This is a genomic window from Geitlerinema sp. PCC 7407 (assembly GCF_000317045.1).
Taxonomy (GTDB): domain Bacteria; phylum Cyanobacteriota; class Cyanobacteriia; order PCC-7407; family PCC-7407; genus PCC-7407.
Genome location: NC_019703.1, coordinates 3,342,259 through 3,364,192, shown reverse-complemented (window position 1 = coordinate 3,364,192; position 21,934 = coordinate 3,342,259). Strand labels below are relative to the sequence as shown.

Annotated in this window: 22 protein-coding genes; 15 read left to right on the top strand and 7 right to left on the bottom strand. The window is 60.4% G+C overall.

Annotation, left to right across the window (positions count from 1 at the left end; genetic code table 11):
• Positions 1–34 precede the first annotated feature (34 nt).
• The 6 genes from GEI7407_RS13680 to GEI7407_RS13655 all read left to right on the top strand — a co-directional run bounded on the left by GEI7407_RS13680 (position 35) and on the right by GEI7407_RS13655 (position 6,007).
• Positions 35–1,558 (top strand): CPBP family intramembrane glutamic endopeptidase, encoded by a 1,524-nt coding sequence (locus tag GEI7407_RS13680; protein ID WP_015172784.1) that lies wholly within the window; start codon positions 35–37, stop codon positions 1,556–1,558.
• Positions 1,559–1,760: 202 nt separating this feature from the next.
• Positions 1,761–2,021 (top strand): TM2 domain-containing protein, encoded by a 261-nt coding sequence (locus GEI7407_RS13675; protein ID WP_015172783.1) that lies wholly within the window; start codon positions 1,761–1,763, stop codon positions 2,019–2,021.
• 102 nt (positions 2,022–2,123) lie between these two features.
• The gene (locus GEI7407_RS13670; RefSeq protein ID WP_015172782.1) at positions 2,124–2,585 is read left to right on the top strand and encodes a DUF2752 domain-containing protein; all 462 of its coding nucleotides are present in this window, start codon (positions 2,124–2,126) and stop codon (positions 2,583–2,585) included.
• 35 nt (positions 2,586–2,620) lie between these two features.
• Positions 2,621–2,806: a hypothetical protein gene (locus GEI7407_RS13665; RefSeq protein WP_015172781.1), complete on the top strand. Its 186-nt coding sequence runs from the start codon at positions 2,621–2,623 to the stop codon at positions 2,804–2,806.
• Positions 2,807–2,939: 133 nt separating this feature from the next.
• Positions 2,940–5,354, top strand: a complete 2,415-nt coding sequence (locus tag GEI7407_RS13660; protein ID WP_015172780.1) for a cation-translocating P-type ATPase — start codon at positions 2,940–2,942, stop codon at positions 5,352–5,354.
• A 230-nt stretch (positions 5,355–5,584) separates the two neighbouring features.
• Positions 5,585–6,007, top strand: coding sequence for an FHA domain-containing protein (locus GEI7407_RS13655; RefSeq protein ID WP_015172779.1), 423 nt, complete (start codon positions 5,585–5,587; stop codon positions 6,005–6,007).
• A 74-nt stretch (positions 6,008–6,081) separates the two neighbouring features.
• Here GEI7407_RS13655 and GEI7407_RS13650 read toward each other — a convergent pair whose 3' ends face one another.
• Positions 6,082–6,429 carry a hypothetical protein gene (locus tag GEI7407_RS13650; protein ID WP_015172778.1) on the bottom strand — a complete coding sequence of 116 codons (348 nt, stop codon included), beginning with the start codon at positions 6,427–6,429 and terminating at the stop codon, positions 6,082–6,084.
• Between the two features lie 336 nt (positions 6,430–6,765).
• Between GEI7407_RS13650 and tmk the strand changes: the two genes are divergently transcribed.
• From tmk to GEI7407_RS13630, 4 genes are all read left to right on the top strand, one after another.
• The gene (tmk, locus tag GEI7407_RS13645) at positions 6,766–7,467 is read left to right on the top strand and encodes a dTMP kinase (protein WP_051030871.1); all 702 of its coding nucleotides are present in this window, start codon (positions 6,766–6,768) and stop codon (positions 7,465–7,467) included.
• Complete coding sequence (locus GEI7407_RS13640; protein WP_015172776.1) at positions 7,413–8,381, top strand: DNA polymerase III subunit delta'; 969 nt, start codon at positions 7,413–7,415, stop codon at positions 8,379–8,381. Before tmk ends, GEI7407_RS13640 begins: the two co-directional genes overlap by 55 nt.
• Positions 8,382–8,565: 184 nt before the next feature.
• A complete protein-coding gene (locus tag GEI7407_RS13635) occupies positions 8,566–9,030 on the top strand; it encodes a hypothetical protein (protein WP_015172775.1) in 465 nt (154 codons plus the stop codon).
• A gap of 11 nt (positions 9,031–9,041) precedes the next feature.
• Positions 9,042–9,602, top strand: a complete 561-nt coding sequence (locus tag GEI7407_RS13630; RefSeq protein ID WP_015172774.1) for a glutathione S-transferase family protein — start codon at positions 9,042–9,044, stop codon at positions 9,600–9,602.
• Between the two features lie 171 nt (positions 9,603–9,773).
• On the opposite strand, the gene GEI7407_RS13625 is transcribed toward GEI7407_RS13630, so the two are convergent.
• The 3 genes from GEI7407_RS13625 to GEI7407_RS13615 all read right to left on the bottom strand — a co-directional run bounded on the left by GEI7407_RS13625 (position 9,774) and on the right by GEI7407_RS13615 (position 11,705).
• Entirely contained in the window at positions 9,774–9,911 is a 138-nt protein-coding gene (locus GEI7407_RS13625; protein ID WP_015172773.1) for a photosystem II reaction center protein K, read from the bottom strand.
• 59 nt (positions 9,912–9,970) lie between these two features.
• A complete protein-coding gene (gene tgt / locus GEI7407_RS13620) occupies positions 9,971–11,095 on the bottom strand; it encodes a tRNA guanosine(34) transglycosylase Tgt (RefSeq protein ID WP_015172772.1) in 1,125 nt (374 codons plus the stop codon).
• A 154-nt stretch (positions 11,096–11,249) separates the two neighbouring features.
• On the bottom strand, positions 11,250–11,705 hold the full coding sequence (locus tag GEI7407_RS13615; RefSeq protein WP_015172771.1) for a hypothetical protein: 456 nt from the start codon (positions 11,703–11,705) through the stop codon (positions 11,250–11,252).
• Positions 11,706–12,174: 469 nt separating this feature from the next.
• Between GEI7407_RS13615 and cobS the strand changes: the two genes are divergently transcribed.
• Positions 12,175–12,930: an adenosylcobinamide-GDP ribazoletransferase gene (gene cobS, locus GEI7407_RS13610; RefSeq protein ID WP_015172770.1), complete on the top strand. Its 756-nt coding sequence runs from the start codon at positions 12,175–12,177 to the stop codon at positions 12,928–12,930.
• Here the strand turns inward: cobS and GEI7407_RS13605 are convergent.
• Entirely contained in the window at positions 12,927–14,711 is a 1,785-nt protein-coding gene (locus GEI7407_RS13605; protein ID WP_015172769.1) for an N-acetylmuramoyl-L-alanine amidase, read from the bottom strand. The two genes, cobS and GEI7407_RS13605, sit on opposite strands and share 4 nt — an antisense overlap.
• A gap of 50 nt (positions 14,712–14,761) precedes the next feature.
• On the bottom strand, positions 14,762–15,736 hold the full coding sequence (locus GEI7407_RS13600) for a mechanosensitive ion channel family protein (RefSeq protein ID WP_190274138.1): 975 nt from the start codon (positions 15,734–15,736) through the stop codon (positions 14,762–14,764).
• 423 nt (positions 15,737–16,159) lie between these two features.
• On the opposite strand from GEI7407_RS13600, the gene GEI7407_RS13595 reads away from it, so the two are divergent.
• Both GEI7407_RS13595 and GEI7407_RS13590 read left to right on the top strand, forming a co-directional pair.
• The gene (locus GEI7407_RS13595; RefSeq protein ID WP_015172767.1) at positions 16,160–17,800 is read left to right on the top strand and encodes a CTP synthase; all 1,641 of its coding nucleotides are present in this window, start codon (positions 16,160–16,162) and stop codon (positions 17,798–17,800) included.
• Positions 17,801–17,917: 117 nt separating this feature from the next.
• Positions 17,918–18,337 (top strand): hypothetical protein, encoded by a 420-nt coding sequence (locus tag GEI7407_RS13590; RefSeq protein WP_015172766.1) that lies wholly within the window; start codon positions 17,918–17,920, stop codon positions 18,335–18,337.
• Here GEI7407_RS13590 and GEI7407_RS13585 read toward each other — a convergent pair.
• Positions 18,334–19,254 carry an ROK family protein gene (locus GEI7407_RS13585; protein ID WP_015172765.1) on the bottom strand — a complete coding sequence of 307 codons (921 nt, stop codon included), beginning with the start codon at positions 19,252–19,254 and terminating at the stop codon, positions 18,334–18,336. The two genes, GEI7407_RS13590 and GEI7407_RS13585, sit on opposite strands and share 4 nt — an antisense overlap.
• Positions 19,255–19,355: 101 nt before the next feature.
• On the opposite strand from GEI7407_RS13585, the gene GEI7407_RS13580 reads away from it, so the two are divergent.
• Both GEI7407_RS13580 and GEI7407_RS13575 read left to right on the top strand, forming a co-directional pair.
• On the top strand, positions 19,356–20,996 hold the full coding sequence (locus GEI7407_RS13580) for a glycosyltransferase family 39 protein (protein ID WP_015172764.1): 1,641 nt from the start codon (positions 19,356–19,358) through the stop codon (positions 20,994–20,996).
• Between the two features lie 313 nt (positions 20,997–21,309).
• The gene (locus GEI7407_RS13575) at positions 21,310–21,795 is read left to right on the top strand and encodes a rhodanese-like domain-containing protein (protein WP_015172763.1); all 486 of its coding nucleotides are present in this window, start codon (positions 21,310–21,312) and stop codon (positions 21,793–21,795) included.
• Positions 21,796–21,934: the final 139 nt, after the last annotated feature.

Here is a 21,934-nt window from a genome sequence, read left to right as displayed (position 1 = left end):
GATTTTTGCCCCCCATACGGCACCCTCCAGCGGCATGACCTTGAAGCAAATTTTTGCGGCCCTTTTGACGGCCTTCGTAACCCTTAATCTGGTGATCTTGCTCTTGGGAAGCTGGCAGCAGCCCCAAATCCAGAGTCGCCTGGAGCTTTATCAAACAGACTTGCTGCTCCATGCGACGGAACTGAAGTCAGACCAAGAAATTGCTGCTGCAAGCCAGACTCTGGTGGGAGACAAGCCCCTAGAGACGGCGCAAAAACAGTACGAGTCGGTTCGCGAAGGAACCCAGGAGACCCTCAGCCAGCTGCTGCCGGGGCGGCCGGTGGCGGAGCTCCGCCTGGAGGAACTGTCGACGCGGACCTTGAAGGAGCTGCTGCTGCTCCAGCTGCGGCTGGATCTGCGACTGGGGGTGCTGAAGGCGGTGCAGGGCGATCGCCCAGGAGCGGTGGAGATCTGGACAGCCTTGGGCGATCGCCTCGAGCAGCAGCCGGTTGCTGGCCTCGATGCGGACCTGCCCCGCGTCCTGGCAGGGCTCTGGAGCGAGCCGCCCCGTCTCTTGCCGACCGCTGACGAATCTCTGATTCAAGAGTCCATGGAGGGGTGGTTTGAGTATCAGGCCCTCGCGCGCCTCTACGAGTTGCAGCAGCGCCAGAGCGATCTGGCAGCGCTACAGGCAGCGGAGCAGGTGACGGCTCAGCAGGCAGTCTACAAGCTGCTCCTAGTCAGCGCTATTCCGGGATTGGGGTCGTTTATTGGCCTGGTGCTGCTGATCGGGCTACTGATCCAGTGGGGGCTCAAGCGCAAGCAGGCGGTGCTGGCGGGCCGAGGAGATTTGCGCTGGTCGACGCCCTGGGACTGGTCCGATCTGCTGATCGTGCTGATGGGCGGATTTTTCTTCCTGGGGCAGATTGTTCTGAGCCAGATTTTGGTGCCTTTGACGGTGCAGGGCCTGAGCCTGAATCCGGCGATGATGACGGTGCGCACCCAGGCTGTTTTGACGCTGATCACCTATGGATTCTTGACCGCGGGCTCTCTGGGCGTGCTGTTTTGGGTGATCAAGCCTTTTCGGCCGCTGCCTCCGGACTGGTTCCGCTTCAGCTTGCGCGGAAATTGGGTCTGGTGGGCGGTGGGCGGCTACTGCGTGGCGCTGCCCTTGGTGATTGCTGTGTCGCTGATCAACCAGCAAATTTGGCAGGGTCAGGGCGGCAGTAATCCCATTTTGTCGCTGGCGCTCCAGGCCGAAGATCCGGTGGCGCTGCTGATTTTCTTTTCGACGGCGTCCATTGCTGCGCCCCTGTTTGAGGAGATCTTGTTCCGAGGATTTTTGCTGCCGTCTCTGACGCGCTATGTGCCGGTGTGGGGGGCGATCGCCCTCAGCAGCTTGATTTTTGCGCTGGCCCACCTGAGCCTATCCGAGGTGCTGCCGCTGGCAACCCTGGGCTGCGTGCTGGGCTTTGTCTACACGCGATCGCGCAACTTGCTGGCCCCGATGCTGCTCCACGGCCTCTGGAACAGCGGCACGCTCGTCAGTTTGGTGGTGCTGGGCAGCGGTCTCAACTAGACCTGATTCAAGCTTTCAATCTTGGTGCTAGGTGCTCTGGGAGAGGCGATCGCCTCTCCCAGGCTTGGTTTGAGCCGAAAAGCGCCTGCTTGCAACGTAAAAAAACATCACAAGTCGGCTATATTACTCGGCTTACCTCTGGGACGTGGCTATACTGGCGGGCAAAATCCATCATCTATCTGAAGGCAGAAGGAAATTGCCCATGACCAATGCAAGCGGCGGCGCCGACAAAAAAGTTGCAGCAGGCATCTGCGGAATTTTGCTAGGGGCGTTGGGTGTTCACAAGTTCTTGCTGGGATACAACACCGAAGGCCTCATTATGCTGCTGGTCACTCTGCTGACCTGTGGAATTGGCGGAGCAATCATGGGGGTAGTGGGCCTGATTGAAGGCATTATCTACCTAACCAAGACGGATGAAGAGTTTGTCAGCACCTACATTGTCGGTCGCAAAGGCTGGCTCTAGCATCTTCAAAAGAGCCTGACAGAGGCGTGACATCACGCCCTACTAGAGTTTTGGGAGCCAGTTCTAACGGTGTGGATTAAAGCAGCACACCCTCTAACCCCTGTGGGCAAACTTGTGCGCTGGGCTGGGTTGCTCCTGGGAGCCTCGCCCGTTGTGGGGGCCTATTTCTACGCTCGCGGCCTGCACATTCCCTTTCTGGTTTGTCCGCTGCGCTACTGGACAGGAGTGCCCTGCCCAACGTGCGGCATGACTCGATCGTTCACGGCTCTGGTGCAGGGAGATTGGGAACAGGCGATCGCCTACCATTTATTTGGGCCGGCCTTGTTCTTGGCGTTTCTGGTTTTGACCCTGCACTGCTGCTTGGAACTGGGGACGGGGCGCCGCCTCAAGGCTTTCTATGAAGCTTGGGTGCGCAAGCTTTCTCTCCAGGTAGCTGCGGGTTGCTTGGTTGGCGGCTACTACCTTCTGCGCTTAGGACTGCTGGCGCATTCGGGGGAATTGGGGCTGGCAATGGCGCGATCGCCTCTAGGGCAATGGCTTTTGCTCTGGACAGCCAGTTCCTAGCAAAGCAGAAAGACACTATCGGGACACTCTAAGCAATGAATGCACGCCCTCAGCGTTTGGCCTGGTTGGCTTTGCTGGCGATCGCCGGTTTTGGGTACTTTGGGCAGATGTCTGGACTAGACGCGCCGATGCTGCTCAAGCCCTGGCTCACGCTGCTGCCCATGCAAGGGGCAGTCTTGCTTTATTTTGTCTATCGCCATTGGCAACAGCGCCAAACCTAGCAGCTCTAGAGTTAAGTAAAAAATCTTAAACCCTTGGAAAGTACGGACTTTCGCGGACTGCTTCTCTTAGGCTATTAGAGAGCAGTCTTTTTTGTTGGCCCCTCTCCGGGCTTTCTTTGAGCTTTTGAAGTCTATGCAGCTTTCCTCCGTTCCCCGCGAAACCGCTGTGCCTGCGCCTGCGGAAACTGTGACCCTCGATGTCAGCGGCATGAAATGCGCTGGCTGCGTGAGCGCAGTCGAGCGGCAGTTGTTGAGTCATCCCGGCGTGGTGTCTGCCTGCGTCAATCTGGTGACGGAGGTGGCCACGGTGGAGTGCGCGACGGAGGCCGATCCAGCGGCGATCGCCCAGCGCCTGACCGAAGCGGGATTTCCGAGCCAGCCGCGCCAGACGGGCCGCAGTGCCCCCGAAGGCTGGAGCCCTGCCGAGCGTCATCAGCAGGAAACCCGCCAGCAAACCCGCCGATTGGCGATCGCCACCCTGCTGCTAGTGTTTTCTGCCATCGGCCACCTCAATTTGTTTGGGGGACCGACCCTGCCGCTGCTGAGCGACATCTGGTTCCACTGCGGATTGGCGACGGTGGCGCTCTTTGGGCCGGGGCGATCGCTGCTGGTCGACGGCTGGCAGGGCCTGCGCCACGGCGTCCCCAACATGAACACCCTCGTGGGCCTGGGCACCGTGTCGGCCTACACTGCCAGCGTGGTGGCCCTGGTGTTTCCGGGACTGGGCTGGGAGTGCTTTTTTGATGAGCCGGTGATGCTGGTGGGCTTCATTCTCCTGGGTCGCACCCTAGAGCAGCGAGCCAGAACTCGGGCGGCGGCGGCCTTCCAGGCGCTGCTGGCCCTCCAGCCCCAGCGGGCGCGCCTCGTCGCCAAAAAAGACTTGCTGCCCGAGGAGGAGCTGACCGAAACGCACCAGGCGATCGAGATTCCGGCGGATCAGGTGCGGGTGGGGGAATGGATCCAGGTGCTGCCGGGGGAAAAAATCCCCGTTGACGGTGAAGTGGTGGCGGGCCAGACCACGGTGGACGAGTCCATGCTGACGGGGGAATCGGTCCCGGTGCGCAAGCAGCCCGGCGATCGCGTTTCGGCGGGCACCCTCAACCAGTCCGGGGCGATCGCCCTGCGAGCGACCCGCGTGGGTTCTGACACGGCCCTAGCCAGCATCATCGAGCTGGTGGAAACGGCCCAAACCCGCAAAGCGCCGATTCAGCGGCTGGCGGACACCGTCGCGGGCTACTTTGCCTATGGCGTGATGGCGATCGCCGCCTTGACCTTTGGCTTTTGGTACTTCCTGGGGACGCGGCTGTGGCCCCAGGTGCTGGCCCACGGGGACATGGCCCACCCCATGACCCACGACCTCATGGGGCACATGGTCAGCCACGCCAGTGAAACCGACCCGATGATGCTGAGCCTCCGGCTGGCGATCGCCGTTTTGGTGGTCGCTTGCCCTTGCTCCCTGGGCCTAGCCACCCCGACGGCGATCCTGGTGGGCACCGGCGTCGGAGCCGAGCAGGGGCTGCTGATTCGCGGCGGCGACATCCTCGAGCGGGTCCGGCAAGTGTCCACCCTGATTTTTGACAAAACCGGCACCCTGACGACCGGCCAGCCCACTGTGACCGACTGCCAGCCCCTGACCCCGGACGGCAGCGCTGAGACCCTGCTGCGGCTGGCCGCTAGCGTCGAGCAGGGCACCCGTCACCCCCTGGCGGAGGCCATCCAGCGGGCCGCCGAAGATCGCACCCTAGCCCTACTTCCGGCCAAGGACTGGACCACCGAGCCGGGCTGCGGCGTAGCGGCCCAGGTGCAGCAGCAGCAGGTCATGCTGGGAACGGCGGACTGGCTCCAGGCCCAGGGCGTGGACCTTTCGCCAGAGGCCCAGGCTCTCGGGGATACCTACGCCGCCGATGGCAAAACCGTGGTGTATGTGGCCGCTGACCAGCAGCTCCTGGGCCTGATCGCCGCGATCGACACCCTCAAGCCCGACGCGGCCCAAACTGTCCAGCAGCTGCGGCAGATGGGCATCCGGGTAATGCTCCTCACCGGAGACCAGCCCGCGGCCGCGACGGCGATCGCCCGTTCCCTGGACCTCTCGCCCGAGGACACCCTCGCTGGCGTTCAGCCCAGCGGCAAAGCAGCGGCGATCGCCCACCTCCAGGCCCAGGGCCAGGTGGTCGCCATGGTCGGAGACGGCATCAATGACGCCCCCGCCCTGGCCCAGGCAGACCTGGGCATTTCTTTGCAGTCCGCCACCGACGCCGCCATCGAAACCGCCCAGATCGTGCTGATGCGCGATCGCCTGACCGATGTCGTCGCCGCCATTCGCCTCAGCCGCGCCACCTTGGCCAAAATTCGCCAAAACCTCTTTTGGGCCATGGCCTACAACGTTCTGGGAATTCCCATCGCGGCCGGAATCTTGCTGCCCGCCCTTGAATTTTCTCTTAGCCCTGCTGCTGCCGGTGGACTGATGGCCTTTAGTTCCGTGAGCGTCGTCACCAACTCTCTGTTGCTTCGCCGCTTCTCGGCTGCTCCCTCGAGCAAAGCTCGTTAATAATACTGTCAGCCTGGGCACTCTTAAGTAGAGTCTTTCTAAAGTCGAGGCATAATAGACTCATTAACCGCCTCACGAAAGCTTTAAGACTCCGGCCTGTAGCGATCGCCACCAAAGCCCAGCACCAGTGTTTTCTGGTAAACGCTCTTGGCTTTGCATCGCCCTCTCCTAGGTGATCATCGCTACCCAGAGCCATCCTGCTGGATTCATTTACGAAAGCATTCCTTACAATGCCATCAGAACCGAGTCAAAACCACCTACTTATCATCGAAGACGATAAAGGGCGGCGAGAATTTATCCTAGATGCCCCGGTCTACGCCATCGGACGAGACCCCAAGTGCGACATTCGACTGGTTTCCCAATTTGTCTCCCGCCGCCACGCAACCCTGGTCCAGCTGCCCAACGAAGACGGCAGCTACTACTATCGGGTCGTTGACGGTAACCTCAAGGGCAAGCCTAGCGCGAACGGCCTGCTGATCAATGGCCGCAAGCTCCAGGCCCATGACCTCCAAAATGAGGACGAAATTGTCTTTGGTCCCCAGGTCCGAGCGATTTATTACCTACTCCAGCGCGACTCCATCGCGACGGTGCCGCCGGATGAATTCGACATCACGCTGATCAGCCCCAACATGGTGGGCGATCCAGAAGACTAAAAAAATGCACTGCTGCCTAACCCATGAGTTAAACAGCAGTGCCTCAATTTGACAAAAGACTGGAGCTCGGTGCTCTAGCCAACAACGTTTTCGATCATTTGCCATTGCCGGTTTTCCAGAATGGCCTGATTGACGCGATCGAACATCTTGTGACAGTGGTTGTCTACCTGGAGAGGCAACTCTTCGTTCTTCATCACCAAGTTCATGCGGATCGCTTCATCTGTGGCGGTGGTCTTGTCGATGAGGACTTCGACGGTCACCAGTTTGGAAAACGAGACTTGGCCCGGGACTTCCCGCGCCATCATGTAGTCTCCCGTGTCATAGATAATGTCGAAGTCGCAATCTTCGAGGGTTTGCACTAGAAGTTGGCGAAGGTTGTTGAGCGGAACGGCAACGGTAAAAAAGCAAGTGTAGCGGGCCATAGGCCACCCTAGGAGCGCGACATCAAGAAGTTAACCCTATCTTACCGAAGGGGCCCCGAAGAACTGAATCATGCCGGGGTTAGGGATCGATAGGCTCGGGCGAGAAACAATCACGCCGGCACTTTGAATCATGGAGCCTTTTGGGCTAATGTTCAAGGGCATTGCTGGAATTCTTTGCGCTTGGTAGCGCGATTCTTCCAGCGTGCCTGTGAAAGCACGGAATTTCGCGACGAAAGAATACCCCAAGGGGCGATCGCCCAGGAATTAATCCTTTGGGCACTGCTCCCTTCGTTCGTATGATCCAAAGGGACATGCTTGGGGTCAGAAATTGTTTTGCTGAAGGGAAAACTAATTGTTTTTGAAGGGGTTGAAGGCGCAGGGAAAACAACCCAAATTCAACGCTTGCGGCACTGGCTGACGGAGGGCGCTGGACGCGACCTGATTCCGGCGGGCGGGCCTGGGGTGGTGGTGACGCGGGAGCCGGGCGGCACGGCCCTGGGAACCAAGCTGCGGCGGCTGCTGCTGGAGGTTGGCGAGGAGCCGATGAGCGATCGGGCGGAGCTGCTGCTCTATGCGGCGGACCGGGCTCAGCATGTGGAAGGTTTTTTGCGGCCGCTGCTGGCGGAGGGGGCGATCGTGCTGTGCGATCGCTTTACGGATTCGACGGTGGCCTATCAGGGGTTTGGCCGGGGGCTCGATGGCGAGCTGATCGCGCAGCTCAACGCGATCGCGACGGCGGGCCTGACCAGTGATGTGACGCTGCTGCTCGATCTGCCGGTGACAGTGGGCCTGGCCCGCACCCAGCGCCGGGGCCAAGCCGATCGCATGGAGCAGGCGAACCAAGCGTTTCACGAGCGGGTGCAGGCGGGCTTTCGGGCTTTGGCGGCGGCCCATCCGGAGCGCATGGTGGCCATCGATGCGGGCGGCTCAGAAGCCCAGGTGGCCCAGGAGATTCAGACGGTGATGACGGAGCGGCTTTGTCTATGGTATCCAGCCCTTGCTTTCCGCCCATCGGCCAGCCCCAAGCCGTTGAGCTGATCAATCAGGCGATCGCCCGCGATCGCGTTGCGCCGGCCTATTTGTTTGCTGGGCCGCCGGGGGTGGGGCGATCGCTGGGGGCGCGATATTTTATGGCGCAGCTGCTGAGCCGCAGCCTGCCGCCCCAGAAGGGGGACCTCCTGCGCGATCGCCTCCAGCGGGGCAACCACCCAGATGTGCTGTGGGTGCAGCCGACCTACCTCCACCAGGGCAAGCTGCTGTCGGCGGCCGAAGCGGCCTCGGCGGGCCTCAAGCGCAAAGCGCCGCCCCAGATTCGCCTTGAGCAGGTGCGATCGATCGCCCAGTTTCTGGGACGGCCGCCCCTGGAAGCGCCGCGATCGCTGGTGGTCCTCGAGGACGCGGACACCATGGCCGAGGCGGCGGCCAACGGGCTGCTCAAGACCCTCGAAGAACCGGGCAAAGCCACGCTGATCTTGATTGCGCCGGGGCCGGAGTCGCTGCTGCCGACCCTGGTTTCCCGCTGTCAGCGCATCCCTTTCTATCGGCTGACCCGAGAGGCTATGGTGCAGGTGCTGGCCAGTCTGGGACACGACGAGCTGCTCCAGCACCCTGAGGTTTTGGCGATCGCCCAGGGGAGCCCGGGAGCGGCGATCGTTGCCTGGGAGCAGATCCAGGCGATGCCGCCGGAGATCCTCGACGCCCTTCACCAGCCGCCGCGATCGCTGCGGGCTGCCCTCACCCTCGCTCGCCAAATCGACCAGACCCTCGACACCGAGGCCCAGCTGTGGCTCGTTGACTTTCTCCAGCACCGCTACTGGCAGCAGATGGCCGCCCACGGCCTGGGCTCCCATTTCCTGCTGAGACTGGAGAAGACGCGCCAGCACCTGCTGGGGTACGCCCAGCCCCGCCTGGTCTGGGAAGTCACCCTGATGGAGCTTGTGCCGAAACCCTGACTTGGACACTGGTTTCGCTGCGAAACGCAACGGTATGTCAAGTTTTCCCACGCGGGGCCAGAGCCCTGGGGCCTCTACCCTAGGATCGGGAGGTAGGCGATGACGCTCAGCACCTTGGCTGCAAAATCTCCCATCGGTCGCCAACACCGTGACGCCTTGAATTTGTGACTTTTGAGAAATCTCTATGACAACCGATTTGGCTTATCCCAACGTCTCTGATTTGACTGCGGAAGACTATGTGGTGATTGGCGTTGCCACCTGCTTTATCCGCGAAGACGGCGAGATTCACCAGGTCAAGATTGCGGAGCCGATCCCGTCGGCGGCCCTAGAAGCATTGCTCAAAGGCGTGCCCACTTCTTACGAAACCGCTCTGGGAACCACCCTCGGTGCCCTGATGCAGGGCGATCGCGTGGCTTTGCCAGCAGACTTTCCCGCCGAAACTCAGCTCTGCGACGACTTCGCCTTTCGCCTCACCGCCACGGCCCGCACCTACAAGCGCAAGCCCGAAGCCAAAACCCATTTGCCCCTAGGGACCAGCCGCAGCGACTTCAACTTCTCCGTCGAGCGCAAGCGGGTGCTCAACTCCGAACGCATTATTCGCACCGAGGATAATGTGAAACAGCACGCCTATACTCATCAGGTGCTGTAGGAGGCAATATTTTGTTAAAGCTGTATGGCGGGGCGCGCAGTCGCGCCTCAATTGTCCAGTGGTATCTGGAAGAGCTGGGTCTTCCCTACGAGTTCGTAATGCTAGACATGCAGGCGGGAGAGCATCGCCAGCCCGCTTATCTGGCGATCAACCCGGTGGGCAAAGTGCCTGCGATCGTTGATGGGGACTATGTCCTGTGGGAATCGGGCGCGATCTTGCTCTATCTGGCCGAGAAGTATGGCCCGGGCACGACTCCCGAAACGCGCGGCACGCTGGCCCAGTGGGTGAGCTTTGCCAATGCGACTCTGGGCCCGGGCCTGCTCAATGAATCTCTGCGCGAAAAAGAAGCGCCGCGCTTGCTGGGCGCAGTCGAAACGGTCCTTGCTCAGCATCCCTATCTCGCAGGACAGGAGCTGACGGTTGCAGACGTTGCGGTGGGCGCGACCCTGGCCTACATGCAGCTTTTTGTGGGCCTGACCTATGGCGACTATCCGGCGATCGCCGACTACCTGACCCGCATCACCGATCGGCCTGCCTACCAGAAAGCCATCGGCATTCGCTACCAAGCTTAGAGAGCTGGGGCCGGGACAGGGCGCAAAAATGAGAAAAACGCTCTAGGCGAAAACCAAGCAGCAAGGGCGCGATCGCGTCCTTGCAGCCCAGACAAAAACAGGAGGTAAGCGCACTTACCTCCTGTCTCGTATTGCAAATTTATATCTTGAAACCGAGGGTCAAACGTAGGTTTAACGGAAACCAACGGCTGCCTGCCAAACAAAAGCCAAAAGCAGGAAAAAGACCGGAATAATCGGCAAAACATCGACGAGGGGGTCAAAAATTGCGTAGGCTTCCGGCAACTTTGCCAACAGCAGGGCTGCTTCCATGAATAAATCCACCTCTCCAACACAGTTTTCAGAATTGGAACACATTTTAACATGGCAACTCAGGCCCGCAGAGACTCAGGCGAGAGCCATTCAGCAAACTCTGTGGTGAAAGTGCCTGCAAAAATCGAGTCCCGAATTCGCTGGGTAAAGCGGATCAGCTCAGTCACATTGTGGATGGACAGCAGGGTGTAGGCGAGCAGCTCCTGCGATCGCACCAAGTGGCACAAATAAGCCCGCGTAAAGTGCTGGCAGGTGTAGCACGGACAGGTTTCGTCAATGGGAGAAAAATCTTCTCGGTACTGGGAGTTCTTGATGTTCCAGCGGGTGCCGTGGCTGAGGACGGCGCCGTGGCGAGCAAAGCGCGTCGGAATCACGCAGTCAAACAGATCCACCCCAGCGGCGATCGCCTGCACCATCTCCCGGTAGGTCCCCACCCCCATCAGGTAGCGGGGCTTGTGGGCCGGCAGCAGCGGCGCTGTCGCCTGCACGATGCCCTCGATCAGGTCTGCGGGTTCTCCGACACTCACGCCCCCGATCGCGTACCCCGGCAGATCCAGCTCCACGAGCTGGCGCGCCGCCGCCTGCCGCAAATCCCCATAGACGCCCCCCTGCACAATTCCAAACAGGGCCTGATCCGATCGCTGATGGGCCGCGATGCATCGCTGGAGCCAGCGGTAGGTGCGGGCTGTGGCCTCCTGGACCGCCTCGCGAGATGCCGGATAGGGCGGGCACTCGTCAAAGGCCATGATCACATCGGCCCCCAGGGCGTTCTGAATTTCGATCGATCGCTCTGGCGTGAGATTGATCAGCTGGCCGTCCTTGGGCGAGCGGAACTTGACGCCTTCCTCGCTGATGACCCGCATCTCGCTGAGACTGAAGACTTGGAATCCCCCCGAGTCCGTGAGCATGGGGCCTTGCCAGTGCATGAAGCGGTGGAGACCGCCGGCCTGGGCCACGATATTCTCGCCGGGCTGCAAATGGAGATGGTAGGTGTTGGCCAGGACCATCTGGGCCCCCGTGTCCTTGAGCTGAGCGGGGGTGAGGGTCTTGACGTTGGCGAGGGTGCCGACGGGCATGAATCGAGGCGTCTCGACGGGGCCGTGGGGCGTCATGAAGACACCCGCGCGGGCGTGGGTGTGGCAGCACTGGGCCTGGCACTGGTAGGAAAAAGCGGATTGGCTCAAGGTGGCAGCTAGCGAGGAGAGGACAAAAGCGAACAAACACCAATGGCGTCAGCCACAGTCGACTGGCGCCCAAAGGAGAAAAACCTAGCGAGAGGTCTCGCGCGGCGTCAGGGGGCGATCGCCTCCCGAGGGCCGCAAGCGATCTCAGACTCTATCAGGAAAAATTTTCTTCGTCATCAATCTGGGCATCCCAGTTGGCGGAGAGCACATCTGCTACGACAGCCTCAAGGGCTGCCGTGCTGAGCGGTCGGCAGCCGGGCTCCTGAAACGGGTTGTGCAAGGGGATGAGCCGCAGTTGACGGTTGTCCTGGATCAGGTCAAAGTAGGCGCTGCCGTCCGGCGATCGCCCCATTTCCAGATAGTCAAAACTGTGGGTGTTGAGATAAATGCTCTGGTTGGCAATGAGGGTCGCCTGTTGGGAGTCGGCAAACACCTCCAGGATGCAGGCTTCTCCTTCGCTGGCGATCGCTCCGTCTTGTTGATAGACATAGCGAACACGACCCAAATCAGCCAGTAGCCGCTGCATGTCGCGTTTATGAACAACAGTGCCAACATCGACTATGCACGGAGCCGGCAGGTGCGTGCGTTGAGAAGATGGTTCGGGACTCATGAAAATAAGCCTCTAGCCAGAGTAGGCAGCTCAGAATTGTGGACAGTTAGGAAAGCGGATCGCTGCGCTAATCCAATGGGTACTGGGAAGAGCGAATCAGTGAAAGGCGCAGACTAGCGAAAACACTGGGTGATAGACGCTCAATCCTGGAGGGAGGGATGGTCCGTAATTGGGGGGCGGGGTGCCCAAAAGCTCTTCAGGAGCTAGCTTCTAGGCAGAGGGTGTAGATACCAGACAATTTTATCCCAGGATCTGAGGTCTGCCCTCCGGGGGACGGAATCCCATCTGCTGGGCGGTGGTAAAAATGTTTAGCATCTGGGGGAGCGATCGCTGGGATCTCCCCCGTGAGATCCATCATTGCACGGCGATCGGGCCAAAAGTTCAGTATTTTAGCGGAAGGACGGGGGTCGATCCTGAGTGCCCAAAAGTCTCAGTAGATTGGCCCTGGGCAACAGTAGCGTTTTTCCTAATGGGGCAAAAAATTTTTAGTACGTTGGCGGCTGCGTGGGTCTTCTATACCTGTGTGCCTCTGCCAGCTCGATGGCCGCTTAATTTTGACGGGATTGCCAAGGTGGCGCCCCTGGTGGGCGTGATCCTGGGGGCGATTGTGGGGGCGCTGGATGGGGGGCTGGCTTTGGCTGGGATGCCGATTTTGACCCGCAGCGCCCTGGTGGTCATGGTCTGGCTGGCCCTGACGGGGGGGCTGCACCTCGATGGCGCGATGGATACGGCAGACGGTCTAGCGGTGATGGATCCTGAGCGGCGACTGGCGGTGATGACCGACAGCGTGGCGGGGGCCTTTGGGGTGATGGCGGCGATCGCCCTCTTGAGTCTCAAGATCGTTGCCCTGAGCGAGCTGACGGGCGATCGCACCCTGGTGCTGATGGCGGCGGCGGGCTGGGGGCGCTGGGGCCAGCTCATGGCGATCGCCCGCTACCCCTACCTGAAGGCCGAGGGCAAAGGGGCTTTTCATAAGGCGGCGATTCGATCAAGCTGGGCAGCCCTGCCGACGGGGCTGCTGCTGGTGATCCTGGGCGGGGTCCAGGGGGCGATCGCCCCGGATCTGTGGCTGCGCGCCGCGCTGATGACCGGCGGCGGCGGGGCGATCGCCCTGGCCACGGGCGCCTGGTTTCACCACAAGCTGGGCGGCCACACAGGGGACACCTACGGCGCGGTGGTGGAGTGGACCGAGGCGCTGCTGCTGGTGCTGCTGACCCTGGCCTAGGGCTGGCGGGTGCTCTGGCTGACCCACCGGCTCACGCCTTCGGCGATCGCCTCTGCCAGGTCCTCCTGGGCCTCCGGATCCACGATCCACTCATACTCCTCGGGGTGAATCATGAAGCCCAGTTCCAGCATGACCGCTGGCGCCACGGCCGGACGCGTCAGCGCCAAGTTATTCCAAAAGACCCCGTAGGACGGGCGATCAAGGGTTTCCGTCAGGTAGTTATGCAGAAATACTGCCAGACTGTGGGCCTGGGGATGGTACCAAAATGCCGATAGACCCTGGGTATTTTCGGCATCTCCGCTGTCGGGAAGGGCGTTGTAGTGAAGGCTGAGGGCGAGGGTCGGTTCCTGCTGGTTGATGATGTCCACGCGATCTTGGGGATAGAGATCGTCATCCCCTTCCCGCGTCATCACCACCTTGGCCCCCCGCGCTTCCAGGCGATCGCGCACCTGCTGGGACACCCGCAGCGCCACATCTTTTTCGGGGTAGCCGGTGGGTCCCCGCGCGCCCAGATCATTTTCGCTGCCGTGGCCCGGATCGAGCAGCACCGTCACGCCTTCGAGGGGCCGCCGCCGATCGGACCGAGCGGGCGGATGCCGCAGAGACAGCACCAGGCTGCTGCCTTCGTAGCGCAGCTTGTAGCCCCACTGCTGCTCGGACTTGAGCTGAAAGCGGTAGTCGATGCGGCTGGGGCTGACCTGCTGCCAGTCGAGGCGCTCAATGATCGGGTCGTCATCGAGCCGAATGATGTCTGTTTGGGCCGTGGTGTTGTAGAGGCTGAGGGTCAGAACGTCGTCGCCCTGCTGCACGCTCACGGGAACGGGCACCTCCAGCGGGAAAACAATCTCGGTCCAGCCCGGCACGGCGCGCGATCGCGCACTGCGAATAATCGAGCGGGCCGCATCACCGCTGGTGGTCCGAATGGCGCTGGTGTCCGTCAGCGGTTCGGTTTCAGACTGCCGCAGCCATGCCCCGTAGTCGAGGCGCAGCCAGTCTCCCTCCCGGCCGGTGACGGCGGCTTGGCTGCCCTTGGGCAGGGGGGTGAGGCGGGAGTAGTCGCTGGCCGGGCCGGTGCGGGCGATCGCCTCCTCTGCCGTCACGGTCACCACCGCTAGATTGGCCGGAGACAAGATTTCCACCGGGCCTGCACCAGCTTCTCGTCGGATTTGGCCGCCGAGGCTGAGCTGAAACTCCGGCGTGCCCAGCACCCCCGGCGTCGAGAAAGTGCTACAGCCCTGAAACACGCCGCGATCGCCCGCAGTTTGGGGCTGATTTTGCTGAGTGAGCACGGACAAATTCGACGGCAGCGACGTCTGTCGGCCCTGAGCCTGAAGCGGAATCACCTGGCCCCCGAGCAGCACCGAAACCTGGGCCTGGGGCGGCGCGATCGCCCCAAAGCAGATCGGCTCTCCCGGCAGGCGGGCGATCGCCCCATTGGGCTTCAGCGATCCCTCCCCAAACGCCAGTCCCTGAGGCGCTGGCGGCTGACTGGGCAGCCGAGTCACCACCGTCGTCAGCTCCTGGGATCCGTAGCGGAGGGTAAAGCGATTCTCGCCCATCTCCAGCGGAAAACTGGGCGCAAAGTGGCCTGCCTCGCTGCGCTGGATCACCTGGCCGTTGACCTCGACCTCGCCGCCAGGGGCCGCCGTCCCGATCAGAAAAATCTGCTCTGCCGTGGTTTCGTGGTTGGGCGGTGGATAGGCCAAAAACAAGGGTTGTTCTGCCTGGACCGGCGCGGCGATCGCCCCTCCCACCACCATCCATCCCAAAAACTGCTTCATGGCCTGCCCACTTAGATTTGTCCCCTACTGTATTACGCCTTGGCCATGCCCTAAAGCTCCCGCGGCCGCAGCGCAAACTCCACCCCTTTTTCCTGGAGCTTCGTCTTGATGAGCAAATTGATCTGCTGCTGGATGTCCATATAGCGCAGGTACTCATTGCCCTCGACGTAGTACACCGTCTCGAAAATCAGGCCAAACTCCCCGTAGGCCGCAAAGTGTGAGCGATCGAAAATAGCGCCGGGCATATCGTCAATGATGGCCTTCACGATCTGAGGAATCGTGTGCAGCTGCTCCTCGGGTGTGTTGTAGGATACCTGAAACTTGAAAAGCGCCCGCCGACGCTCCATCGATCGGAAGTTTTGTAGGCGAGAATTGGTGAGGTTGGTATTAGAAAAGACCAGCTGCTCGCCCCCAATGCTGCGCAGACGCGTCGTCTTGATGCCGATGTTTTCGACCGTGCCCGTGAAGCCCTCCACGGTAATCAAATCGCCAATTTCAAAGGGGCGATCGAACAAGATCGCAAAATAGCTAAACAGATCTTCGAGGACGCCGCGGGACGCTAGGGCCACGGCCGCGCCACCAATGCCCAAACCGGCGACCACCGCCGCAATGTCAAAGCCTAAGTTGTCGAGCAAAAAGATGATGCCCAAGGCCCAGAAAAACACTCGAATGCTGGGCAAAAGAATGTTGAGGCTGGTTTGCCGCGCCGCGTATTCTTCGCGAGTGAGCCAATAGATTTTGAGCAAATACTCGATCAGGGAGTTGATGCCCCGAATGCCCAAAAGGGTCAACAAAATGATGCCGAAAGAATCAATCACTCGGTCCAGAATGCTGTAGAGCTTGAGATTCTGAAGGCTGATATAGATCAGGCCTACATAGGCCAAGGGCAAAACCGATCGCTCAATAATTTCGACCAGAGAATCGTCCCAAGGATTGGTCGTTTTGTTGGCCCATCGCTTGAGACGGCGCAAAATAACTCGGTCGGTTAATTGAATCGCAATCAACCCAAGAACAAGGGTGACCAAAGAGGCAATGTAGTCCCCTATGCTGTTTTGAAAAACCGTGAAATTAACAAAGCGTTCCCACATATCAAGGTCTCCGGAAAGGCAAGCTGAAGGCACTAGAGCAGGGCGATCGCCGATGGTTGGGCAGCGCGCCTAAGGAGGCTGGTAGGCCAAAGACCGCCGCTGCTCGGCGTCAAGAACTGGAACCGGCCAGAAACTCAGGCCAGCGGGCGATCGCCGATTATCAAGACAGCACCCATCACCATCCGTGAAAGACCGTCCCCAAAAGTGCTAGAGGAGGCTTCAATTTACAGGCGCAAAATCACGGATTCAGCGAGCTATTTTTGCACACCAAGGGCCGCATCTTTTTCAATGTCGTTCGTAAAGTCAATGTGGCACAATTGACGGGGTGTATTTCCGGAACCTCGGGCGCTTTCAAATTCTATGGCTAAGTTTATCTTCGTGACGGGTGGAGTTGTTTCCAGCATTGGCAAGGGAATTGTTGCCGCGAGCTTGGGACGACTCTTGAAGTCGCGGGACTACTCTGTTTCGATCCTGAAGCTCGACCCCTACATCAACGTAGACCCCGGCACGATGAGCCCATTCCAGCACGGTGAAGTCTTTGTGACCGAAGACGGTGCTGAGACGGACCTCGACTTGGGCCACTATGAGCGCTTTACGGACACCTCCATGTCTCGCCTCAATAGCGTCACCACGGGCTCGATCTACCAGGCCGTGATCAACAAAGAGCGGCGGGGCGACTACATGGGGGGAACGGTGCAGGTGATTCCCCACATCACGAACGAAATTCGCGAGCGGATTCACCGCGTCGCTCGCAACACCAATCCTGACGTCGTGATCACTGAGATTGGCGGTACGGTCGGCGACATCGAGTCGCTGCCTTTCCTCGAAGCGATTCGTCAGTTCCGCAAGGATGTCGGCCGCCAGAATGTCCTTTATATGCACGTGACGCTGGTGCCCTGGATCCCGTCGGCGGGGGAAATGAAGACGAAGCCGACCCAGCACTCGGTGAAGGAGCTGCGATCGATCGGGATTCAGCCCGACATTTTGGTGTGCCGCTGCGATCGCCCCTTGCCCCCCGGCCTGCGGGACAAAATGTCCGAGTTCTGCGATGTGCCTGCGGCCTGCGTCATTCCGGCCCAGGACGCCCAGAGCATCTACGAAGTGCCCCTGATGCTGGAGCGCGAAGGGATGGCCCAGCAGGTGCTGAACCTGCTCCAGCTCGAGCCGCGCCAGCCCGACCTCGGCCAGTGGCAGCAGCTGGTCGATCAGATGTATCGCCCCACCCGCAAGGTTGAAATCGCCATTGTGGGTAAGTATGTGCGCCTCAGCGACGCCTATCTGTCGGTGGTGGAGGCTCTGCGGCACGCGGCGATCGCCCAAGACAGCAGCCTCAATATTCGCTGGGTCAGCTCCGAAGACATCGAAACCTACGGTGCCGAGCGCTACCTGGGTGGCGTAGACGCCGTGGTTGTGCCCGGTGGCTTTGGCACCCGCGGCATCGACGGCAAAATCATGGCAATTCACTACGCCCGCACCCACCAGGTCCCCTTCCTGGGACTGTGTCTGGGCATGCAGTGCGCCGTCATCGAGTGGGCGCGCCACGTCGCTGGCCTAGAAAACGCCAATAGCGCCGAATTTGACCCCAATGTCACCAATCCGGTGATTAACTTGTTGCCTGAGCAGCAGGATGTGGTGGATCTCGGTGGTACGATGCGGTTGGGTCTCTACCCCTGCCGAGTGGCTTCTAACACCCTAGCGAGCCGCTTTTATCAGCAGGAAGTGGTGTACGAGCGGCACCGCCACCGTTATGAATTCAACAATGCTTACCGAAACTTGTTCCTAGAGACAGGTTATAAAGTTAGCGGGACCTCTCCTGACGGTCGTCTGGTGGAGATCGTCGAATTGCCCGATCATCCTTTCTTTATTGCGACCCAGTTCCACCCGGAGTTCCAGTCGCGGCCCAATGATCCCCATCCTCTGTTCCGGGGGGTGGTAGAAGCCGCGATCGCTCGGTCACCCGTTGCTCAGTCGGACGTCACCTCCCCGGCTGAGGTCTCTTGACCTGAGTAGATTGCTACAGGGGGTTCGGGGCCAATGTGCAAACGGGCAGGCTCCGAACCCAAATCAGCAGCGACCGAAACACATTGAGGAAGCGGGGAGGAACGATGAGGAGGTTGTGTGGCCTACTGGATCAAGTTCAGCTATGAGCGCGAAATTCACGTGGTCGATCTAGACCAAATTAGTGCGTTTGTCTACGCTCCCAACGGGCGTTTGACGTTCTGGCTGCCCGAAAGTGCGATTCCTGTAGTCCTGACTCCCCAGTCCAACCCTGAGGCCCACTGCGCGGTGCTGGACTACCTCAAGCAGCGAACAACCTACTTTCCCCGGTCCACCTGGATTCGGATGCCCTACGATCGCAGCGAATACTACATTGATCTCAGCCGCATCAGCGCCTTTTCCTTTGCGCCCAACGGCCGAATTTCTTTCTGTCTGCCGGCTGGGGGGATGACGCTGGCCCTCAACGCCCATAACTGCGGTGATGGCTACCAGGTCGTGATGGACTACATCCAAAAAACGACCGGCCATTCGTTGCCTTAATTCGCTGCTGCAAGGTGCTGCCACGCGAGTTTGGCGGCGCCGACCATGCCGGCTTGGTTGCCGAGCTGGGCGGGCAGGATCTGGAGTCCCTCGCGGGAGCTGGGCAGGACGCGGCGCTCGATCTCGGCGATCGCCGCCGGAAAGAAGAAAGGCGCACTGGCGCTAATGCCGCCGCCGATAATGATGGCTTCTGGCGTGAGCACGTAGATCAAGCTGGCCAAGCCCGCGCCCAGCTCGCGGCCGTAGGTTTCCCAAAAGGCGATCGCCTCTCGATCCCCCGCCAGAGCGCGCTGCCCCAGATCTCCTGGCTCCAAACCGGTGCGTCGCCGGATCGCCTGGACCGAGGCGTGCTGCTCGAGGGAGCCCTGATTGCCGCTATTGCAGGGAGGACCATCGGGATCGAGGGTGATCAGGCCCAGTTCCCCAGCGGTGCCTTGGCGACCAACAAACAGCTCACCGTTGAGAATAATGGCGCCGCCGACGCCCGTTCCCAGGGTGAGCAGGATCAAGTCTTGAAAGTCTTTGCCCGCGCCGATCCAGTACTCTCCGAGTCCGGCGCAGTTGGCGTCATTGGCGATGATGCTGGGGCGGCCAGTTTTGGCTTCGAGCCAGTCCGCGAGGGGCACATCTCGCCAGCCTGCTAGGTTGATGGCGACGCGGGCCACTCGGCCTGGTGCGTCGGCAGGGCCGGGAGTCCCCAGGCCGATCGCCAAGCTCTGGCCGTCGGGATCGACTTGGTCGATGGCCTCGAGGAGCGCCAGCAGGACCGCTTCGGGCGTGGCGGGCTGGGGCGTGGGGACGCTGAGGGAGGCCAGACAGGTGCCGTCTGCACGGAAGCGACCGAGTTTGATGGCGGTGCCGCCAAGATCGATGCCGATGACGTTGGCGGTGGGAGAAGCAGAGCGATCGGTGCCCATGGGTGACGAGGACGCAAATTTGCTCAATTATTGTACGGGGTGACGGCGCGATCGCCTCTAGGGACAGGCCCGAAGCCTGCGGGAGCAGTGGCAGAGAGTTTATGAAAAGAACCCACCATTGGTTTGGCCTGCTGGGGGCGATCGCCTTGGGAGCGGCGCTGCGGTTTTGGCAACTCGAGAGCAAGCCGCTGTGGCTCGATGAGGTCCTGACGGCTCTGTTTAGTCTGGGCCACCATTTGGCGAGTCTGCCCCTCGATCGCCCGCTGAGCTTGGCGGACGTGACGGCGATTTTTCAGCTCCAGCCGGGCACCACCTGCGGCCAAATCGCCCAGCACCTGCTGACGGAGTCCACCCATCCGCCGCTGTTTTTTTGCCTGATGCACCGCTGGATGCAGGGGCTGCTGGGCGTGGGCGTGCCCTGGGTGTGGGCGCTGCGATCGCTGCCGGCCCTGCTGGGGGTGGGGGCGATCGCAGCCCTGTACGGCCTCAACCGAGTAGCCTTTTCGCCTCGGGCGGCCCTGCTGGGGGCGTGGGTGATGGCGGTGTCGCCCTTCGCGGTGTACCTGTCCCAGGAAGGCCGTCACTACACCCTGCCCATGCTTTTGGTGACCCTGGCCCTCACGCTCTTGGTCTCGCTCCAGCGGGATCTGCGACACCAGCGCGATCGGCCTTGGCGATGGCTGGCTTGGGTGGCGGTGAATGCCTTGGGCCTTTATGTTCACTACTTCTTTTTGCTGGCGATCGCGGCTCAGGTCGGGGTGCTGCTGGGACTGGCGGGGCTATACCGCCGGGGCTGGCGCACCTGGATCGCGATCGCCCTGGCGGTGGCGGGGATTGGCCTCGCCTACGGTCCCGCTTGGCCCAGCTTTTGGCTCCATTTCCAGCGCCCCGAGACCAACTGGCTGACCCTAGCCAATCCGGTGGCCCCGCTGTATCAAACGCTGCTGGGCTGGGTGTGGACGGTGGTGGCGCTGCCCGTGGAGGAGCAGCCCCTGGGCCAAATCGTGGTGTCGGCGCTGCTGATGCTGGGGGCGATCGTCTGGCTGGGGTATTGGCTGATCCAGGGAGCACGCCACGCGTGGCAAACCAGCGGCGATCGCGCCACGATTGGGGTTTTGGCTGGATTCCTCGGCCTGATGACGCTGGAGTTTTGGGCGATCGCCTACGGCCTCAACAAAGACCTCACCGCCATTCCCCGCTACAACTTTGTCTACTATCCTGCCCTGGCGTCCCTGCTCGGCCTGTGTCTGGCGGCTCCCTTCCCGCGCCCCAGAGTTTCCCCCGTGCTGGGGGCGATCGCCTTGGGCGTCGCCAGCAGCCTCCTCGTCAGCGCCAACTGGGTCTTTCTCAAGCCCTACCTGCCCGATCGCGTCGCCCAGCACTGGCAGCAGTTCCCCGATCGGCCCTTGGTGGTGGCTCTGGCCTACCAAGATCTTCAGGAAGTCGCTCTGGGCCTGAGTTTTGGCCTCGCCCTCTCAGAGGGCGATCGCCCCGCCGCGTCGCCGCCCACGCAGCTTGCCTTCTTTAGCCGGGTCCGGGGCTACGAGCCCATTTGGCGAAATCTTTCCCGGCTCGATGCGCCTAGCCAAAGCGATCTGTGGATCGTCGGTCCAGGCCTCAAGCAAAGTCAGTTTCCCCCAGCCTTGGAGCTCCAAAGCCAGGGACAGCCCCTTCAGTGCACCCTCGACCCCACCAACTACTACCGCATCGGCGTCCCCTACCAGCGCTATCAGTGTCCATAAGCTGGCTCAAAAGGCTGCATGAAGGAGCGCTCGTCACGAAAACCCAGATAAAAGCTGAAACGCTTTTATATTTATCTGTTTTAGCGACAAAAACGCTATTCAACTCTGCTGATTCCGCTCAAAAAGCATCGAGTTGATAATCTGGGGTTTTCCGTGAAAATCCTCGATGATTTGCGCCCAGAATCATTAAAATTACTGCTTTTCAGACAGCGCTATTCCCCAGGGGAGATTGTTTAGAGCCTATGACCAAAGAGAGATAAAAGTAACTCTCTTTCTTCATTAGAGTGCAGGGGAATCTAACAAAAACTTAACCATGGACAATATCTCTGATACTCTGCAAAACGCCAAAGATAAAATGCCAAACTTGACGCCGACTCCGCCCAAGTTTAAGGAGCACTCTAGCGCCCAAGATTTGAAAGCGCGTTTGGAGTGGGGCGAACCTGCGCTCACGATCATTGATGTGCGCGATCGCGAGGCCTTTAATAACGGCCGAATCTTGGGAGCGATTTCGATGCCCCTGGATACGCTGGTGGATCGCGTCCGGGCTGCTCTGGAGCCGGTACGAGACATCTATCTCTACGGCGCCGACGAAGGCCAGACCGCCCAAGCCGTCAGCCAACTGCGCACAGCGGGCTTCCGCAACGTCGCTGAAATCAAGGGCGGCCTGGAGGGCTGGAAAGCCGTTGGTGGACCGACCGAAGGGATTCAAGAAAACGGCAACTTGGGTGCGGGAGAATATAACGTTATCTCTCGTATGGCAACCCAGGAAAGAACTCAGAAGGCGGCTAAAAATCAATAAATTTGTGCAGAAATGGCGCAAATTTGTTGATTACGATCGTATTAATTGTGCGATCGCAACTCGCTAGAATCTGAACTAAAATTGCGGTACTTCTAAGTGTAAAGAGGTGCCGCAATTTTGCTAAAAATGCGCCTTTTTA

What these genes read in the sequence shown, in the direction of transcription:
- GEI7407_RS13580 (WP_015172764.1), top strand. Translation starts at nt 19,356, where the DNA reads ATGAAAAGAACCCACCATTGGTTTGGCCTGCTGGGGGCGATCGCCTTG.
- GEI7407_RS13660 (WP_015172780.1), top strand. Translation starts at nt 2,940, where the DNA reads ATGCAGCTTTCCTCCGTTCCCCGCGAAACCGCTGTGCCTGCGCCTGCG.
- GEI7407_RS13640 (WP_015172776.1), top strand. Translation starts at nt 7,413, where the DNA reads ATGGTATCCAGCCCTTGCTTTCCGCCCATCGGCCAGCCCCAAGCCGTT.
- GEI7407_RS13650 (WP_015172778.1), bottom strand. Translation starts at nt 6,429, where the DNA reads ATGGCCCGCTACACTTGCTTTTTTACCGTTGCCGTTCCGCTCAACAAC.
- GEI7407_RS13625 (WP_015172773.1), bottom strand. Translation starts at nt 9,911, where the DNA reads ATGGAAGCAGCCCTGCTGTTGGCAAAGTTGCCGGAAGCCTACGCAATT.
- GEI7407_RS13575 (WP_015172763.1), top strand. Translation starts at nt 21,310, where the DNA reads ATGGACAATATCTCTGATACTCTGCAAAACGCCAAAGATAAAATGCCA.
- GEI7407_RS13635 (WP_015172775.1), top strand. Translation starts at nt 8,566, where the DNA reads ATGACAACCGATTTGGCTTATCCCAACGTCTCTGATTTGACTGCGGAA.
- GEI7407_RS13605 (WP_015172769.1), bottom strand. Translation starts at nt 14,711, where the DNA reads ATGAAGCAGTTTTTGGGATGGATGGTGGTGGGAGGGGCGATCGCCGCG.
- GEI7407_RS13680 (WP_015172784.1), top strand. Translation starts at nt 35, where the DNA reads ATGACCTTGAAGCAAATTTTTGCGGCCCTTTTGACGGCCTTCGTAACC.
- GEI7407_RS13615 (WP_015172771.1), bottom strand. Translation starts at nt 11,705, where the DNA reads ATGAGTCCCGAACCATCTTCTCAACGCACGCACCTGCCGGCTCCGTGC.
- GEI7407_RS13595 (WP_015172767.1), top strand. Translation starts at nt 16,160, where the DNA reads ATGGCTAAGTTTATCTTCGTGACGGGTGGAGTTGTTTCCAGCATTGGC.
- GEI7407_RS13675 (WP_015172783.1), top strand. Translation starts at nt 1,761, where the DNA reads ATGACCAATGCAAGCGGCGGCGCCGACAAAAAAGTTGCAGCAGGCATC.
- GEI7407_RS13655 (WP_015172779.1), top strand. Translation starts at nt 5,585, where the DNA reads ATGCCATCAGAACCGAGTCAAAACCACCTACTTATCATCGAAGACGAT.
- GEI7407_RS13665 (WP_015172781.1), top strand. Translation starts at nt 2,621, where the DNA reads ATGAATGCACGCCCTCAGCGTTTGGCCTGGTTGGCTTTGCTGGCGATC.
- GEI7407_RS13585 (WP_015172765.1), bottom strand. Translation starts at nt 19,254, where the DNA reads ATGGGCACCGATCGCTCTGCTTCTCCCACCGCCAACGTCATCGGCATC.
- cobS (WP_015172770.1), top strand. Translation starts at nt 12,175, where the DNA reads ATGGGGCAAAAAATTTTTAGTACGTTGGCGGCTGCGTGGGTCTTCTAT.